At 41.0% G+C, this 17393-nt stretch carries 16 protein-coding genes; 8 read left to right on the forward strand and 8 right to left on the reverse strand.

The window, feature by feature from the left end:
* Nucleotides 1-3: 3 nt before the first annotated feature.
* The 5 genes from Q0890_RS07575 to Q0890_RS07595 all read left to right on the forward strand — a co-directional run bounded on the left by Q0890_RS07575 (nt 4) and on the right by Q0890_RS07595 (nt 4679).
* A complete protein-coding gene (locus Q0890_RS07575) occupies nt 4-603 on the forward strand; it encodes a sugar transferase (RefSeq protein WP_299219172.1) in 600 nt (199 codons plus the stop codon).
* Nucleotides 603-1571, forward strand: a complete 969-nt coding sequence (locus Q0890_RS07580; protein WP_299219174.1) for an ATP-grasp domain-containing protein — start codon at nt 603-605, stop codon at nt 1569-1571. The genes Q0890_RS07575 and Q0890_RS07580 overlap by 1 nt, the downstream gene beginning before the upstream one ends.
* 116 nt (nt 1572-1687) lie before the next feature.
* A complete protein-coding gene (locus Q0890_RS07585; RefSeq protein WP_299219176.1) occupies nt 1688-2632 on the forward strand; it encodes a DUF4184 family protein in 945 nt (314 codons plus the stop codon).
* 304 nt (nt 2633-2936) lie between these two features.
* Nucleotides 2937-3272, forward strand: coding sequence for a hypothetical protein (locus tag Q0890_RS07590; RefSeq protein ID WP_299219178.1), 336 nt, complete (start codon nt 2937-2939; stop codon nt 3270-3272).
* Between the two features lie 195 nt (nt 3273-3467).
* Nucleotides 3468-4679, forward strand: coding sequence for a DegT/DnrJ/EryC1/StrS aminotransferase family protein (locus tag Q0890_RS07595; RefSeq protein ID WP_299219180.1), 1212 nt, complete (start codon nt 3468-3470; stop codon nt 4677-4679).
* 27 nt (nt 4680-4706) lie between these two features.
* On the opposite strand, the gene scpB is transcribed toward Q0890_RS07595, so the two are convergent.
* From scpB to mrdA, 8 genes are all read right to left on the reverse strand, one after another.
* Nucleotides 4707-5252, reverse strand: coding sequence for an SMC-Scp complex subunit ScpB (gene scpB, locus Q0890_RS07600; RefSeq protein ID WP_299219182.1), 546 nt, complete (start codon nt 5250-5252; stop codon nt 4707-4709).
* 22 nt (nt 5253-5274) lie between these two features.
* Nucleotides 5275-6129: a segregation/condensation protein A gene (locus tag Q0890_RS07605; RefSeq protein ID WP_299219851.1), complete on the reverse strand. Its 855-nt coding sequence runs from the start codon at nt 6127-6129 to the stop codon at nt 5275-5277.
* Between the two features lie 163 nt (nt 6130-6292).
* A complete protein-coding gene (gene trpS, locus Q0890_RS07610; RefSeq protein WP_299219184.1) occupies nt 6293-7360 on the reverse strand; it encodes a tryptophan--tRNA ligase in 1068 nt (355 codons plus the stop codon).
* A 123-nt stretch (nt 7361-7483) separates the two neighbouring features.
* On the reverse strand, nt 7484-8575 hold the full coding sequence (locus Q0890_RS07615; protein WP_299219186.1) for a lysophospholipid acyltransferase family protein: 1092 nt from the start codon (nt 8573-8575) through the stop codon (nt 7484-7486).
* Nucleotides 8576-8903: 328 nt separating this feature from the next.
* A complete protein-coding gene (rpsI, locus tag Q0890_RS07620; protein ID WP_299188314.1) occupies nt 8904-9290 on the reverse strand; it encodes a 30S ribosomal protein S9 in 387 nt (128 codons plus the stop codon).
* A gap of 10 nt (nt 9291-9300) precedes the next feature.
* Nucleotides 9301-9729 (reverse strand): 50S ribosomal protein L13, encoded by a 429-nt coding sequence (rplM, locus tag Q0890_RS07625; protein WP_299219188.1) that lies wholly within the window; start codon nt 9727-9729, stop codon nt 9301-9303.
* A gap of 196 nt (nt 9730-9925) precedes the next feature.
* A complete protein-coding gene (rsmD, locus tag Q0890_RS07630; protein WP_299219190.1) occupies nt 9926-10609 on the reverse strand; it encodes a 16S rRNA (guanine(966)-N(2))-methyltransferase RsmD in 684 nt (227 codons plus the stop codon).
* A gap of 12 nt (nt 10610-10621) precedes the next feature.
* Nucleotides 10622-12601, reverse strand: a complete 1980-nt coding sequence (mrdA, locus tag Q0890_RS07635; protein ID WP_299219192.1) for a penicillin-binding protein 2 — start codon at nt 12599-12601, stop codon at nt 10622-10624.
* 510 nt (nt 12602-13111) lie between these two features.
* Between mrdA and Q0890_RS07640 the strand changes: the two genes are divergently transcribed.
* The 3 genes from Q0890_RS07640 to Q0890_RS07650 all read left to right on the forward strand — a co-directional run bounded on the left by Q0890_RS07640 (nt 13112) and on the right by Q0890_RS07650 (nt 17376).
* A complete protein-coding gene (locus tag Q0890_RS07640; protein WP_299219194.1) occupies nt 13112-14446 on the forward strand; it encodes a hypothetical protein in 1335 nt (444 codons plus the stop codon).
* A 259-nt stretch (nt 14447-14705) separates the two neighbouring features.
* Nucleotides 14706-16721 (forward strand): heme lyase CcmF/NrfE family subunit, encoded by a 2016-nt coding sequence (locus Q0890_RS07645; RefSeq protein ID WP_299219195.1) that lies wholly within the window; start codon nt 14706-14708, stop codon nt 16719-16721.
* A gap of 1 nt (nt 16722) precedes the next feature.
* Nucleotides 16723-17376: a DsbE family thiol:disulfide interchange protein gene (locus Q0890_RS07650; RefSeq protein ID WP_299219197.1), complete on the forward strand. Its 654-nt coding sequence runs from the start codon at nt 16723-16725 to the stop codon at nt 17374-17376.
* Nucleotides 17377-17393 lie beyond the last annotated feature (17 nt).

Genomic DNA, 17393 nt, shown 5'->3' on the forward strand with positions numbered 1-17393 from the left:
CATATGATTAAACGAATCTTTGACATTACAGCTGCTACTACAGCGCTAGTGATTTTATCTCCGGTATACGCAGTTACAGCCTATAAAGTTAAGAAGAACCTGGGCTCACCAGTATTGTTCCGACAGATACGTCCTGGTATCAATGGTGAGCCTTTTGAGATGGTTAAATTCCGCTCTATGAAGGATGCTAAAGATACTGATGGTAACCTTTTACCTAGTAATGAGAGGCTTACACCATTCGGTAAAAAGCTACGCGCTAGTAGTTTGGATGAATTGCCTGAACTTTGGAATGTAGTAAAAGGTGATATGAGCCTTGTTGGCCCCCGTCCTCTATTGATGGAATACTTACCACTTTATAACGAAAAGCAAGCCCGTCGCCACCTAGTTCGTCCTGGCGTCACTGGATTTGCCCAAGTCAATGGCCGCAACTCAATTGGTTGGGATGAGAAATTCAATCTTGATACCTGGTATGTCGATAATCAATCGCTATGGTTAGATATCAAGATCCTATTCAAAACAGTAAAGAAAGTGCTGATAAAAGATGGTATTAATGCTGATGGTGATAAGATTATGGGCAAATTTAAGGGCAATATTGGAGAGTAATGATGAATATTTTGATAACTTCTGCTGGGCAGAGAGTTTCCCTTGTTAAATCCTTCCAAAAGGAGTTGACTGCTATTGATAAGAAAGCGAAGGTTTTTACTGCCGATTTTAATCCAATGTTAGCACCAGCTTGTCACATTTCAGATGGATATTTTGCTGTACCAAAAGTGACCGATCAAGAATATATTGGTCATTTAATAAAAAGCTGCTTAAACAATGATATAAAATTAGTCATTCCAACCATAGATACTGAATTAAATATCTTAAGTACTAATATCTCAGAGTTTGAAAAAAAGGGTATTCACGTGGTGGTTAGTGATGCCTCTTTCATAAAAAAATGCCGTGATAAAAGAAAAACCAATGAGCTGTTTGAAAGGTATGGCATAGATACACCCACACAGTTCAATCAAAATAATCTTGAGTTTCCTGTATTCGTAAAACCATACGATGGAAGTCGAAGTGAAGGCATATTTACAGCTTTTGAACCGAGTGATATCAAAGATGAGCATACCAATAATAAAAAATTGATGTATATGGAATATATTTCCGACGAAGAATACGACGAATTTACTATAGATTGTTATTATGACAAAAACTCTACTTTAAAGTGTGTGGTTCCGCGTAAGCGTATCTTGGTGAGAGCTGGCGAGGTAAATAAAGGGGTTACCAAGAAAAATATCATTGTAAATGAATTTACAAAGAAGCTTGCTAAACTAGAAGGTGCTAGAGGTTGTTTAACTATACAAGTATTTCTACATAAAAATAAAGATATTATGAAAGGTATTGAAATCAATCCAAGATTTGGTGGTGGTTATCCTTTGACTTATTTGTCAGGTGCGAACTATACAAAATGGGTTATTGAAGAATATCTATTGAATAAAGAAGTCACAGATTTTAGTGATTGGGAAAGTGATTTACTCATGTTACGTTATGACGCAGAAGTTTTGGTCAGTAATTACGATAAGTAAAGTAATAGTTTTGGTTCGTATAACCTCTAGTTGTATAGGATTCAGCTAGAATGTTAATCGATTAAGTACAAGATTTTTGACTTGTCGTTTGATACAAATAAGAGAGTAGTTTATAAATGGCTTTTACATTAGCTCATATGGCTGCAGCTCTGCCATTTTACCCTGATAAACGCCGGTTGCATTTTGAGGCATTACTCATCGGTACGATGATGCCAGATTTGCATTATTATCTGAATATACCCAGATCGTTTTCTCGTCAGTCACACGAATGGATAGGTATTTTTACCTACAACTTACCGTGGGGTTTTTTAATATTTACACTATGGTATTGGGGATTAAAGCCTGCGACTTACGCGTTGATTCAACCCTTTTTAAAGGTTTCTACTGAAAATACTCTTAATCAGCAAGGTTTAAACCCTGGTAATAATTATTATAAAGGACAAAAACGTATCATTGGTTACGCTGCTAGATATTGGTCCTTAAGAGGTATTAAAAAAAGAGTCATACACAAGGTAAAGTCTTTTTATCTGCCTGTAGTATTTGGATTGATCTTAGGTGCAACCACTCATCTAGTTTGGGACGGTATTACTCATGCTGACGGCTCTATTGCTCGTCATATTGACTGGTTACAATACCCTCTGTACTTTTATCCTTTTAAAGGAACGAGTATCGCCAGATTATTACAGTATTTAAGTTCAATGGTAGGTTTAGCGGCATTATTTTGGTTTGCCTGGTCACGCTCAAAAAACTGGCAAATTAACAACAAAGACGTGGTCAAAGAAAGATTAGGAATAGACAACATAGTCAGGCTGGTCTTTTCTAAAAAGCAGAGTGCAATAATCATTGCGTTAATGGTTACCTTAACTCTGATATGGGGTATGCAGGCAGTTTTAAGTTGGTATCCATCTTTGACTAGCAGTCCCTACAGGTTTGCGGCAGGGGTATCAGTGAGTTTGTTAAAAAGAGTTACTTTACTATGTGTTAGCTATGCTGCTCTATATCATTTGACGTACTTTGTTCAACGTACTTATCGACAGTATAAAAACAATAAAGTAGGTTGATTGCGTCACGTAGTTTTAAAGGTTTTTACTGTATTGAAAATGCATAGGAATTTTCAGACAGAGCTTTGATGTAATAGTATTGGTTATTTATTTTTTGTATAGTTGAAATAAAGTGATTTATAAAGTTGATGATTTACTTTGTAAACCGATGATAATTACCAAAATTTAACTCATACATTTATAAAGAATATAATTAACCTGCTTAATATAATTCGAATACGACTAGATTTTTATATTATATTCGGATAATAGAATATATATAAAATTTTATTAAATTATTTACATATCAAAACTTGGAAACGTCATGATTCTTATACACAATGCACTTATCAATAATATAAAACGCTGTGAAGCGGCTTATAAAGTTTATCAGAAAGGTTTGACTTATCATCAAGCTTTGCATATTTTTCATGCCAACAAAAAGATATATGACGAGCTTATCCTTTTATTAAATGATAATAGTTTAGATGCGTCTATGAGTAAAAAAATATTTAACTATATTTTTTATCTCGAAGATTGGTTTGTCCAATTCTCAAGATTAGAAAAAGAAGTTGGTAGTCTTGAAGATCGTTTTTCTTTTGAATCTCTTAAGAATAGTATAGATTATCCAGCAAGTTTTCTTGATGATGTTATAAAATAGAATATAGTTATATCTGCTAAAGTTTTATGGCTAAGGCGTATCATTATAACTGAACTTCTAAAAAAATAGTTTTGGTTCGTATTATTTTATAACTTATATAAAATAACGCACGATGAAATAAAACCGTAAAATAAATAGTTTAAAATAAAATGAGGTATTACTACTCATTAATTCGATAATAAATAAGGAAGCTATATGCTAAATTCTCCTTTTCCACCGTGGCCAAGTTTTACCCAAGAAGAGGCTAACGCAGTCAGTAAGGTACTATTGTCTAACAAGGTAAACTATTGGACAGGACAAGAATGTCGTCAATTTGAGCAAGAGTTTGCTGAGTGGGCAGATAGTAAGTATGCCATCGCATTGGGCAATGGTACTCTAGCTTTGGACGTGGCTTTGCAGGCGTTAGATATCGGTGCAGGTGATGAAGTCATCGTTACGCCACGTACCTTTATTGCCAGTATTTCTAGTGTGGTTAATGCGGGCGCTACGCCTGTGTTTGCTGATGTTGATGAGTCTACTGGTAATATTACTCCAGAGACGATTGCTGCCGTTCTAACGGACAAAACCAAAGGCATCGTGTGCGTGCATCTAGCAGGTTGGCCATGCGATATGGATGGCATAATGGCGCTTGCAGATGAGCATGATCTATATGTCATTGAAGACTGTGCACAGGCACATGGCGCACATTATAAAGGTCGTAGTGTCGGTAGTATCGGGCATGTTGGCGCATGGAGCTTTTGCCAAGATAAGATTATGACGACTGGCGGCGAAGGCGGAATGGTCACTACTAATGACGAAGATTTGTGGCGTAAAATGTGGTCATATAAAGACCATGGCAAGAGCTACGCTGCTGTGTATGAAAAGGAGCACCCACCTGGCTATCGTTGGTTACATGAAAGCTTTGGTACTAACTGGCGCATGACTGAGATGCAGGCAGTGATAGGACGTATTCAGCTTGAGAGAATGTCAGATTGGACGGCCAAGCGTACGGCTAATGCGCAAGCAATCTTGCAAGCATGCACTCAGTGGGAAAATAAAGGCTATGTACACGCACCAAAGCTAGAAGAAACACCAGAATTTGCCGATTCTAAGCATGCTTATTATAAGTTATATGTTTATATAAATACCGACAATCTACCTGATGGCTGGTCACGTGATCGCATTATTGAAGAAATCAGTCAGCTAGATGTCCCCTGTTTTTCTGGAACTGCTTCTGAAGTCTATCTAGAAAAAGCGTTCGATGGCACAGGACTGCGTCCTGAAACTAGAATGCCAGTTGCACAAGAGCTTGGGGAGACAAGTTTGATGTTTTTAGTACACCCGACGCTTACTGAGGCTGAAATTGATAAAACGGTCGAAGCAATCAATACGGTATTCAATAAGATAAATATCTCATCTCAACCATAACAGCTACCACACTAATCAAATTATAAATCAAGACATTCCACCAATAGCTGATATATCTGGCATTGGTGGTAACTCATCTAAATTGGTCAGCCCAAATGCATCTAAGAACTGCGACGTCGTATGTAGCAAGGCTGGACGACCCAATGTTTCTCTATAACCATCCTCAATGATCCAGCCTTTATCAAACAGCTGCCGCAGTATGTTGCTCGATAGCGTCACGCCACGTACATACTCTACGTCGCTGCGAGTCACTGGTTGTTTATAAGCAATGACACTTAGTGTTTCGAGTAATGCCTGACTTAAGCGTTCTTGACGCTGCGGAAAAACACGCTGTATTAATGCACTATAGCTATCCGCTATTTGTAGGCGATAACCGCTGGCAGTCTCGTGTAAGCTGAGGACGCCAGTATCTAAGCGCAGCTGTAGTAACTCTAAAGTCTGCGTTAATTCTTTACCAGATAAAGATAAATGTTTCTTGATAGCGTTTGCAGTAAGAGGTGCTTCTGACGCATGTAATAGCACTTCTATCTGTCTACTTATCTCATCAAGATGCTGATGTTTAGTATCTGTCATTACACATTCTCTATTAAGACTGTCAAGCCAGCCATTGTAGCGTTAATGGTTCGATTGGATGGTGCTTTGCAACCTCATTATTAACCGTGGCGCTGTCTGCTAAATCAGTGCTTACTATACCAACCAGTTGCCGTTTTATCAGCTCTAGTACTGCGACAAAGCTGACCACGACACCTATCTTACCTTGTGCTTTATCTAGTAGCTCACAAAAGGAGCGTGTGCCATCAGTGCTTAGCTGACGGCTGATACTGGCAATACGATCGGACAGGGGAACGGCATCGACCTTAATGGTATGCATTTGATAATCAGGTTGTAGCTGCATTTTAAATAAGCTATCAATTAATAAATTTGGAGAGTAGCTGAGTAATTCGGCATTCATAACATCTTGATTAGGCATACTCACCATCGCCAAAAACACATCGCGCTCAAGACGAATCAGGCTATCTAAACGCTGACTAACGGTTTTGATTTGTGCATATTCTTCTAAACGTCCAATCAGCTCAGCCTTTGGGTCGCGTTCATCATTGAGTGTCTCAGGTATCGGTAGCAATAACTCGGTCTTTATCGCAATCAATGTCGATGCCATCAGTAAATAGTCACCCGCCAGCTCAAAATGTTCAGTATCTAACTCACTAATATAAGCCAAATACTGCTCCGTAATAGGCAATATCGGCATTTTGGTCAGATCTACATTGTTTTTTTTAACCAAATATAATAAAAAATCTAACGGCCCTGCAAACTGCTCTAGCCAAATGGCAAACGCTTGCGGGGGTACGTACAGATCTTCAGGTAGCTGCTGTATTGGGGTTTGATAAATGCGCAAAGACATGTCATTGATGACTAAGCCATCGTAATTGTTGTTATCAGATGATGACATAGAAGCTTGAGAGGCTTGAATTGGGATTGCAGACAAAGCAGGTTTTGGTAAAGCTACACGTTTGTTTTTTGGCTCAGTCTGCACGTTTAATATCCGTCTTCATTATGACAAATTATGATAATAAAAAGGTAGTTTAAGCCATATGATTATTTAAACCAAATAATTACTTAAGCTTAGCAAGTGGGCGAATCCCAATAGCACGGCGAGCTTTATCTAACTGTTTACGGCTATGACGACGGGCTTTGTCCGCGCCCATTTGTAAGATTGCTTCCAGCTCTTTTGGATTGGCCATCAACTCTTCATAACGTGCGCGAAACGGCGCAATTTCATCATTGATTTTGTCAAATAGGACTTGTTTGGCATCACCCCAGCCGATACCGGACGTATAGCGTGCGCGCATATCAGTAATTTCTTCAGGCGTTGCAAAAGCTTTATAAATTTCAAAGAGAGCAGAATCATCAGGATCTTTTGGCTCGTCAGGAAGCTGCGAGTTGGTCACAATTTTCATGATAGCTTTATGCATCTGCTTTTCAGGACTGACTTGCGGGTTAGGATCACCGAATAGCGGAATAGTATTGCTATAGCTCTTACTCATTTTGCGACCATCAAGCCCTGTCAGTAGCGGAATATCTTCATCAACGACTGCTGAGGGCAGGGTAAAGAGGGTCTTGTAACGATGATTGAAAGTGCCAGCGATATCACGTGCCATCTCAATATGCTGCACTTGGTCACGGCCGACGGGCACATGAGTGGCATTAAACATCAAAATGTCAGCTGCCATGAGTACTGGATAGCCAAACAGACCCATAGTAATGCCTTGATCTGGATCAACATCCGCTTTTTCTATATTAATATCGACGGCTGCTTTATAGGCATGAGCGCGGTTCATAAGACCTTTGGCACACGAGCAGTTTAAAATCCAAGCAAGCTCGGGAATTTCAGGCACATCCGACTGACGATAGAAGGTCACACGCTCAGGGTCAAGACCACAAGCAATCCAAGTCGCTGCTATGATTTTAGTCGATTCATGAATAACCGCTGGGTCATAACAACCAATAATGCCATGATAATCTGCCAAAAAGAAAAACGCTTCATCGTCACTGTTTTGAATAGATTCAATCGCTGGACGAATAGCACCAACGTAATTACCTAAGTGCGGAATACCGGTAGGCTTAATGCCTGTGAGGATACGTTTGGTTTCTTTTTTAGGTGCATCAGTTTGATTACTCATGGAAAATCCGTAGTTGGTTTATTAGTTTATTGCAAATTTAATATCGTACACTTAAGTCAATGACTCAATTTAGTGGCGCAAATTATAACAAATTTATCTACTGCTTTGTTTGTGTATAAACGCCTACTTATAGATTTCAGTGCGACCATCTGGGCTGTTTTTGAAGCGCCGATGAAACCACATCCATTGGGTTGGATCAATACGAATGAGTCCTTCTAAGACTTCATTAATGCGAGTGGCGTCAGCGACTTCATCATTACTAGGATAGTTATCCAGCTCTGGTGTAATGGTTAGATGGTAATGAGGGCGCTTGCCACTTGGTAGGTTATCCGGTGTTTGCCGATAGGTGTGCAGAGCCATTAGCGCTGGAGGATGTTGCTTGTCGCCTAATTTTGCCATGCGCCGTGAAGCTGTGATAGTGGCTGCTGGCACGCCAAAAAATGGTGCCATTACGCCTTGCTTGAGACCATAATCTTGATCAGGCGAGTACCAAATTACATGCCCAGCTTTAATTGAGCTGACCAAACTGCGCATATCACGGCTGGATATTTGCTTTCCAAAGATGCGCGTGCGACCGTTATAAATAAACCAATCAAGAAGTGCATTATTTTGTGGTCGATACATTGCATCTAACGCAAAAAACTGCGCGCAAAATAACCCGCCCAAATCGAGCATGGTGTAATGAGCGCCTAATAAGATAACAGGACGATTGTCTTTTTGGGCATTGATGAGATATTGTAGCCCCGAAATAGAAACCGTACGGGTAAAAACATTAGGGCGAAACCAAGCACAAAGCGTCTCAAATACTCCAATACCTTGATTGACAAAAACTTGCTTTGCCATCAGTTCTCGCTCAGCTTCTGGCTTTTCAGGAAAAGCCAGCTTAAGGTTAATAAGCGTATCCTGTCTACGTGAGCCTGCAACTTTATAAATCAAGATACCAATCTTACGACCCAACCAAAACTGCCAACGTAACGGCAGGTAAATCATGGGCAAAAATACCACAAATAACAGCCAAATGCCCCAGTATCTAGGCAGTAAAAATTGCCACTGAAAAGGCTTTTTATCAGCTTGTGCTGTGCGTTTATGAGTCTGCGTAATAGTTGGTGTACCAGTAGGAATAGCCGGCGATTTAGCAGACTGCTGTACGCTCTGCGATGGTGTACTGTTCTTTGAAGGTATTTTACTTGGATCGTATTGTTCGGGCGCTTTCATAATGTCCTTTTACAGCACTGTTTGTGGCATCTATAGCATTGGGCTATATCGTCGAGGCTAATGATGAAAAGTTACTATCATGATGGGGTAGCGGTAGCTGGTTTGCAAGTTGGTTTTGACTATAAAAGCAAAGTGTTTAACAGTTTATAAAGTCAGGTTATTGAGTGCACTAGCGTTTAATATCACTACTATTAAGCTTTAAGCATAAAAAAACCTTATAAGCTGTGACCAGCTTATAAGGTTTTGCAAATTTAACGTTTTACTTGATGCTATTAGTATAACTCTGAGAAAAAGACAACCATAACAGTAAAACGATAAACAGCTTCTATTAACGCTTCGAGAATTGTGGACGTTTACGTGCTTTACGTAGGCCCAATTTCTTACGTTCAACTTGACGTGAGTCACGAGTAACAAAACCAGCGGCTTTTAGCGTAGATTTGTTGGTGTCGTCAAGTTCGATTAGGGCACGAGTGATACCGTGACGAATAGCACCTGCTTGACCACTAATACCACCACCTTTTACAGTGATATAAAGATCGTAGTCATTAGGAGTATCTAATAGTTCTAATGGCTGACGAACAACCATACGTGAAGTTTCACGGCTAAAGTACTCATCAAGTGGCTTACCGTTAACGACGATACTACCAGTACCTTTTGCTAAAAAGACACGAGCAGTAGACGTCTTGCGGCGACCAGTTCCGTAATTGCGTTCCATAAGTGATTCCTTAGATGTCTAGTTCTTTAGGTTGCTGTGCAGTATGTGGATGTTCTTCCCCTGCATATAGCTTTAGCTTCTTAATCATTGCATAGCCAAGAGGACCTTTTGGAAGCATACCCTTAACTGCTTTATGTAGAACATCTTCAGGCTTATGTGCAATCAGCTTTGTGAAGTTGGTTTCTTTAATACCGCCTGGGTAGCCACTATGACGATAGTACTTTTTATCTTGCGCTTTTTTACCCGTTACCGCGATTTTTTCTGCGTTGATGACAACGATAAAGTCACCAGTATCTACGTGCGGAGTATAAGAAGTTTTATGCTTGCCACGTAAGCGAGTAGCGATTTGGGTGGCTAAGCGACCAAGGGTTTTGCCGTCAGCATCTACGACATACCAGTCATGGGTCACTTCAGCTGGTTTTGCACTAAGTGTTTTCATGATAAAACCTTAAAATTAGAATTCATTGAGAGTTTAGCTGGGAACGGGGCTCTCAAAAAACAGACTGCATATTATAAGCAGTAGCGCCTACGCTTGCAAGCTGCATTGGGGTTTATTTTCGCCTTATATACATTAAACTGCAGCGTTGGACCAGTTTTTCAGCGGTTTTTAGCATTCATTAATGCAAGTTGCATGATTATGACGATTCTAGTCTATAAAGTCCAGCCACAACTTGTCCGACTTTGGTTTGTTTGACGCATTCAAACCTGCTAAACCCTTGTGTTGCAAAGACTGAGCTTAGAGACTGAACCATTTCGTTTAATTGCTCATTTAAATCTTTGTCAGCTTCCAAATAAATAAGCGTTTCTGTCGTGATTAATGACTGTTTAATTAAAGCCGTTAAAATTGGCTGCCATAAATCCTTTGCATAAGGTGGATCAATAAAAACGATATCGAACGGATGTTTGAAATTACTATTTTGAGATAAGATTTGTTCAGCGTCGCCATGAAAAACTTGATAGCTATCAATATCAACATTTAATTGCTGCGCGCTTTGTAATAGCAATTGGTACTGAGATTGATTGGTTTCGATAAAGGTGCAGTGTGCAGCTCCCCGAGATAAGGCTTCAAATCCTAATACACCGCTGCCTGCACAGCTATCAAGAACACGTGCGCCATGTATATCGGCAAGCAACCAGTTAAACAGTGTTTCTCGTAAGCGATCTGGCGTCGGTCGTAAGCCATCAGCATCGATAAAATTGATGCTACGACGTTTAAATTGTCCACCAATAATACGTACTTTGCCCGCAGTGGTTTGTTTTTTATGATTTGTATCACGCTTTGGGCCACGCGACGTCGATGTTTTTGTGTTTCTTTTCATAATGACTATTCTTTATTCGGTCGCTGTAGTGGTTGCTGCTTGGGCTTCTGCCTGTTCCTTTAATGCTTGTTCTTGATCGCGAATAGCATCACGTTTGGCTTTATCCAATGCTTTTTGGTATTTAATAGCTTTTAGCTCATCAGGTGTGGGAGGTGTAATAGGGTCACTTTTACGCTGCAGGACCCAATAATCAAATAATGCACGTCCAATAGGTGCTGCTACTGCGCTACCGCCGCCACCGTTTTCAACCAGTACCGCAAGGGCAATTTGTGGGTCTTCTACGGGTGCAAAACCATTAAACCATGCATGATCCCAATGACGCTTATCGATTGCTGATTTATTATAACTTTTGCCTTGAGCGATAGATTTGACCTGAGCCGTACCTGTTTTGCCAGCGATACGGTAGCGTGAAGTATAGATACCACGAGCAGTACCAGCTTTGACAGTGTCTTCCATCGCATCATGCATACGTGTCCAATCAGAAGGTTTGCCATCATAGTCAATCTTACCGTCAGATTTGGTGATGACATTCACTTCTGCAGCGCCATCACTACGTTTTAGCAGATGCGGGGTAATATGATTACCTTTATTTGCCATCATGGCAGTCGCATTGGCAATCTGTAGTGGCGTTGCTAAAAAATATCCTTGACCGATACTGACTGAGATGGTCTCGCCTGGTAACCAGCCTTTGTCATAAGTGTCTTTTTTCCATTTTGGAGAAGGCATAATACCTGACTTTTCATTCGGCAAATCAATACCGGTATCTTCACCAAAACCAAAGCGCACCATCCAGTCATGTAAGCGCTGAATCCCCATTTCATACGCCAGTTTATAATAATACGTATCCACTGACATCATAATAGACTTTTTGAGATTCACTGAGCCGTGACCACCGCGTTTCCAGTCACGAAAACGATGCGAGTCGCCAGGCAAGCTAAAGTAACCTGGGTCATAAATAGTCGTCTCCCAATCTCGCAAACCGTAATGTAGTCCACCCAACCCTTCAAATGGTTTGATAGTAGAGGCTGGTGGATACATCCCTTGAAGCGCACGGTTATACAGGGGCTGATCGATATCTTCTCTTAATGCATCGTAGTCTTTAAAAGAGATGCCTGAGATAAAAGGATTGGGATCGTAACTTGGATTACTCACAAACGCTAACACATCACCATTTTTTGGGTCTATCGCCACAATGGCACCGCGACGACCGTCGAGCTGCTGTTGAGCAATCGTTTGTAAGCCATAATCTAAACTTAAAGTAATATCGTTGCCAGCAACGGGCGGTTCGGTGTCTAACTGCCGTAGAATATTGCCATGAACATCTGTCTCCACCGACTGATAACCTGGCTCTCCAAGTAAAATATCTTCGTAAAAATCTTCAATACCAATTTTACCGATGAGGTCAGTACCAGCATAACGATCTTTATCAATACGCTTGGTCTCTTTGTCATTGATACGGCCAACATAACCGATAACATGGGCAAACAGCTCATCGTAGGGGTAGGAGCGGGTTAATTTACTCTGGATAGTAACGCCCCTAAAAAAAGGCTTACGCTCACTAAACTGTGCGACCTGCTTTTCTGTCAAATCAATTTTAATGGTCACCGGATCGTTCTTACTCTTACTTAATCTCGCCAAGATGTCAGTAATATCAGTGTCTGTTAAATCAAAAATAGGTGCAAGCAAGCTTAGAGTGCGTTCTGGATCTTTTACTTCATCGGGGCTGAGCATGGCGGTAAATACAGGCTGATTATCAGCAAGCAATATGCCATTACGATCGTAAATATAACCACGGCTAGGCGGTGCAGATATGAGCTTGATACGGTTATTGTCAGCCTGAGTTTTATATTTATCATGAGCGTATACTTGCAAGTACCCGTAACGCAGTAATAAAACACTCATACCCAAAAATATGAATAGACCAAGAATAAGAATACGGCGCATAAAAACGCGGTTGACCTGCTCGGTGTCTGGGATAAGCGATTTATTCATGTAAAGTTAGTACCAATGAGCGCAGTAGATAAAGCAAAAATTACTTTGATAAAGGAATGCTGTGAAAGGTATTTAAGCAAATGCAGACAATAAAAACAAACATTTCAAACACATAGATTAAATGACCCTGTAATATTGAAGTATGAACGTAAAAGCGTATTGCTATTATTGCTGTGCGACAAATTATAACAGAATGTAATAAGCTGCGCTGATCCTGTCCGCTTATTTGTTGATGAATTCACACATGTCATTGATAGTACTATTTATAAGCTATTTTATCGCTCCAATTTGTAGTATCAAATATAAGTCAGACATGTGATGTTGTCATGTATAGTCGCAACTTGGTTTAGCTGTATATGTGCTAATGAGTAGCAAGTATGCTAAAATCGGGCGATTTATTTTGTAGTGTTTACTTGGCATTAAAGTGCTGTTTTTATTAAGCGTTTTTTAACAATACTAACAAACGACTATAGATTAACGAGAATCGTTACGTCAGAGGCAGGAAGAGTCATGGTCGCAACCTCAATATGGCAAATGCTTGCTGAGCATCCAGAGTTTCTTGCCATGCTGACCATCCCACCAGTGACTGCATTTGTCACTTGGTTGCATGTATGGATGGCATTGAAAATGCTGTTTTACCCCATTAAATTTTGGGGGCTACGTATACCTAATTTTCCATTTTTTGGTCTGCCTGGACTTGGTTGGCAAGGTATCGTCCCGCGTAAAGCGGGGAAAATCTCTGGAGTTATTGTCGATCAGACACTCTCAAAGCTTGGCTCACTTGAAGAGTTTTTTCAGGCGATGGAGCCTGAGCAGATGGCAGCTTTTATCACTGATACGGTTGATAAAAACCTTGAACCACTGATTGATGAGATTATGCTTGAGCATTCAGGTGCATTGTGGGGCAGTCTGCCATACGCACTAAAACGTCGTATTTATACGCAAGCCCATCAAGAGCTGCCAGACATCATGCAATCTTTGGTGACTGATATGACCTACCATGTCGAGGACTTGGTCGATATGCGTCAAATGATCGTCAATAAGATGGAAAGTGATCGTCGCTTAATGGTGAATATGTTTTTAAGGGTTGGTCAACACGAGATCAACTTTATTTGGCATATCAGTGCTTTAATTGGATTAATTTTTGGTATTATCCAAATGTTTATCTTTTTGGTGGTGCCGCAACATTGGACAGTGCCATTTTTCGCTGCCATTTGGGGCTTGTTGACCAATTGGATCGCAATCTGGATGGTGTTTAATCCAGTAGAACCACGCTTTATCTCTTATATAAAAGTTTTTGAGCGTTGTGACGGTTTTCCTTTTATAAAATTGAGGCTACCGCACGTCGCGCAGTTTCGTTTTCAAGGCGGCTTTATGAAGCGCCAAGAAGAAGTATCTGAAGTTTTTGCTGAAATCGTAGTCAACGATTTAGTGACTTTAGAGAATATTATGAATGAGATGATGTATGGCGATCGATCGGCGCAAACGCGTGAGCTGATGAAGTCGCACCTTTACCAGATATTAGAGTCGCCAGTGGTTAGAACGACTTTGCGTATGGGACTGGGTCGCCGTGAGTACGGGCAATTGAAAAATACCATTATCAATAAATCAATCACCGCTACGATGGTACCGCTACGAGATCCTGAACTTAACGAGAGTCGCGCGAGCAAAATATTCGGTCTGTTTCGTGATCGTATTCGCGCTTTATCGCCTTATGAGTTTCAAAACTTATTACGTCCAGCATTTCGTGAAGATGAGATGACGTTGATCGTACTTGGTGGTTTGACTGGATTTTTGGCAGGTTGGTTGCATCTTGTTTTAGTGTTCTTTCCAGCGGTGCAGTAAACCAATGATTTTGTTATAAAAATATTTTATAATTATCCATGGTTAATGAATATATATGGAAAATTAGTACTAAGTTAGATAGTTCATTCAAAATTTGTCTTGACAAGGAAGCTTCATGTTAATCATACAGTGGTATGGTTGGCAAAGCTTGTGTTGTTTTGATTTTGTCATGAGTAGACTATAGGTGCTTTTCAATAAATAAGAGCCCAATCCGCCACAGTAAACTATGACCGTATTAGGGTAAACAGGGTTAGATTGTATGTTAATCACAGAATTGGGTTATTTTGCCTTACTGGCTGCCTTTGTGTTGGCAATTTTGCAAGTTGTATTGCCAACCATTGGTGTTATGCGTCATCAGATTGCTTGGCAGCGTCTTGCGCCAAGTTTGGCGTGGGCACAGTTTGCAGCGATGATCGTGTCGTTCGCAGCGCTGATGGCAGGCTTTTATTATAATGATTTTAGTCTAGTCTATGTCGCACAGCACTCTAACACTTTGTTGCCTTGGTATTATAAGTTGTCGGCAACTTGGGGTGGCCATGAAGGGTCTTTGCTACTATGGATGACTATTATGGCGACATGGTGTGCGCTAGTGTCTTACTTTAGTCGCGGCTTGCCATTATCGATGCGAGCACGAGTATTGGTTATTTTGGCAGCAGTACAAATGATGATGCTAGCGATGCTGATTTTTACCTCATCGCCATTTAACCGCACTTTGCCAAACATACCTGTGGATGGTGCGGATCTAAACCCAGTATTACAAGATTTTGGTCTGATCATTCACCCACCCATGCTATATATGGGTTATGTGGGTATGGTTGTACCCTTTGCTTTTTGTATGGCGGCGCTGTGGGAAGGGCGCTTGGATGCAGTATGGACACGCTGGTCACGTCCTTGGGCGCTAGCTGCGTGGGGGTTTTTGACCATCGGTATCGCCTTAGGGTCTTGGTGGGCTTACTATGAGCTTGGCTGGGGCGGTTGGTGGTTTTGGGATCCAGTAGAAAACGCGTCGCTCATGCCATGGCTTGCTGGTACAGCGTTATTACATTCGTTAGCAGTGACTGAGAAGCGCGGTGTATTTAAAGCATGGACAATTATGCTAGCGATTTTTGCGTTTGCATTGAGTCTACTAGGGACATTTTTGGTACGCTCTGGGGTTATTACCTCAGTCCATTCGTTTGCAGCCGATCCCACGCGTGGTTTAGTTATTCTAGTCATCCTTGGTATCATCGTGGGCGGTGGACTATTGATGTTTGCAGTACGTGGCTGGCGCTTGACGGTTGAGAGTCAGTATCAGCTGATCTCACGTGAGTCGTTTTTGGTTATTAATAACGCCATTATTTTGATTGCCACTTTAGTGGTCCTGCTAGGTACGCTTTATCCAATTATTGCGGATGCTTTTAATCTAGGTCAAGTATCTGTCGGCCCTCCTTACTTTAACGCTTTGTTTGTACCTTTGACTTGGTTGTTATTACTTGCTATGGGCATGGGTTCTAATATTCGCTGGAAAAAAGACAAGCGTCCGCTGCTTGGCGTTGGTATGGTCATCGCAGCCAGTAGTCTGATATTGGCGGCGATCATCGCTTATTTTGTTCATCCATCATCTATGCTAAATATCGGTGTGACCTTGGCAGTAAGCTTTTGGGTACTATTATGGATGGTTATCGATTTTAAAGATAAAACCAAGAATGCACCAAATATGGTTAACGGACTGCGTCAATTACGTCTTAGTTATTGGGGACAACAAACTGCTCATATTGGGGTTTTAATCGCAGCGATTGGTGTTGCTTTTACTAGTAGCTTAAGTATTGAGCGTGATGTAGCACTTGGACCGAATGATACTGTTCATGTTCAAGGTTATGATTTTACTGTCAAAGACTTTCGTGAAGTAAAAGGCAGCAATTTTGATGGTATTCAAGCTGAAGTTTCAGTCACAAAGGATGGGCGCGACGTTACAGTTTTATACCCTGAAAAACGTACCTATATTATTAGTATGATGCCGATGACAGAAGCTGCGATTGACGCCAGCCTCATGCGCGACTTGTATGTTGCGCTTGGTGAGCCAATCGCTGAAGGCAGCAATCAATGGGCAGTGCGTATCTATGTAAAACCTCTGATTCGCTGGATATGGCTGGGGTCGATTATCATGGCTTTAGGGGCACTAATGAGTATGTTTGATAGTCGCTACCGTATCAAAAAAGTCAAAGCGTCACATAAGATCGCGGCTGATACTACGGCTAGTACAACCATACCGACAACAGCGTTTGGGGAGAAATAAGATGAGTCAATCGGACAATACTCCCAACAGCCAGCAGAGCAATGCACAGCATCGTAAAATGACGAACAAAAAACAGCTGAAAGTATGGTTTCTAGTGCCACTTATTGTGTTCTTAGGGCTGATAGTAATGCTTTATATGCGCTTGGGTAAGCCTACTGATATCGTGGCTAATATGGCGCTTGAGCGTCCAGTTCCTGCATTTGAGCTGCCGTTGTTGTCAGACACTAGCCGTATTATGACCAATGACAATTTACCCGACAAACCGTTTTTGATGAATATATGGGGTTCTTGGTGTCCAACTTGTATTATTGAGCATCCGTTCTTGATGGAGCTAGAAGAACGCGGGGTCAATTTGGTTGGCGTCAATTACAAAGATGATATTGGTGATGCATTAAGCTATTTGAACCGAGGTGGCGATCCGTTTTCGATGTCCATTCAAGATTTGTCAGGTCAGTTTGCACTAGACCTTGGTTTAACTGGGGCTCCTGAAACTTTTATCGTCGATGGTGACGGTATTATCCGCCAGCACATCATTGGAGAAGTCAATGAGGCCAACTGGCAAGAGCGTATCATGCCTTGCCTAATGGTACTAAACGAAGCCAATAAAAATGGCAATAGTCCTGATCCAAGTCAAGTTGGGGAGGCATGCAAATGAGAGGCGCTCAAATAACA

It is taken from the genome of uncultured Psychrobacter sp., from assembly GCF_947488565.1.
Lineage (GTDB): Bacteria > Pseudomonadota > Gammaproteobacteria > Pseudomonadales > Moraxellaceae > Psychrobacter > Psychrobacter saeujeotis.

Coding starts and splice junctions, on each gene's coding strand:
- Q0890_RS07595 (WP_299219180.1), top strand. CDS start 3,468: ATGCTAAATTCTCCTTTTCCACCGTGGCCAAGTTTTACCCAAGAAGAG.
- trpS (WP_299219184.1), bottom strand. CDS start 7,360: ATGAGTAATCAAACTGATGCACCTAAAAAAGAAACCAAACGTATCCTC.
- Q0890_RS07640 (WP_299219194.1), top strand. CDS start 13,112: ATGGTCGCAACCTCAATATGGCAAATGCTTGCTGAGCATCCAGAGTTT.
- rsmD (WP_299219190.1), bottom strand. CDS start 10,609: ATGAAAAGAAACACAAAAACATCGACGTCGCGTGGCCCAAAGCGTGAT.
- Q0890_RS07590 (WP_299219178.1), top strand. CDS start 2,937: ATGATTCTTATACACAATGCACTTATCAATAATATAAAACGCTGTGAA.
- rplM (WP_299219188.1), bottom strand. CDS start 9,729: ATGAAAACACTTAGTGCAAAACCAGCTGAAGTGACCCATGACTGGTAT.
- Q0890_RS07650 (WP_299219197.1), top strand. CDS start 16,723: ATGAGTCAATCGGACAATACTCCCAACAGCCAGCAGAGCAATGCACAG.
- Q0890_RS07645 (WP_299219195.1), top strand. CDS start 14,706: ATGTTAATCACAGAATTGGGTTATTTTGCCTTACTGGCTGCCTTTGTG.
- mrdA (WP_299219192.1), bottom strand. CDS start 12,601: ATGAATAAATCGCTTATCCCAGACACCGAGCAGGTCAACCGCGTTTTT.
- Q0890_RS07575 (WP_299219172.1), top strand. CDS start 4: ATGATTAAACGAATCTTTGACATTACAGCTGCTACTACAGCGCTAGTG.
- Q0890_RS07585 (WP_299219176.1), top strand. CDS start 1,688: ATGGCTTTTACATTAGCTCATATGGCTGCAGCTCTGCCATTTTACCCT.
- Q0890_RS07615 (WP_299219186.1), bottom strand. CDS start 8,575: ATGAAAGCGCCCGAACAATACGATCCAAGTAAAATACCTTCAAAGAAC.
- Q0890_RS07605 (WP_299219851.1), bottom strand. CDS start 6,129: ATGTCATCATCTGATAACAACAATTACGATGGCTTAGTCATCAATGAC.
- scpB (WP_299219182.1), bottom strand. CDS start 5,252: ATGACAGATACTAAACATCAGCATCTTGATGAGATAAGTAGACAGATA.
- Q0890_RS07580 (WP_299219174.1), top strand. CDS start 603: ATGATGAATATTTTGATAACTTCTGCTGGGCAGAGAGTTTCCCTTGTT.
- rpsI (WP_299188314.1), bottom strand. CDS start 9,290: ATGGAACGCAATTACGGAACTGGTCGCCGCAAGACGTCTACTGCTCGT.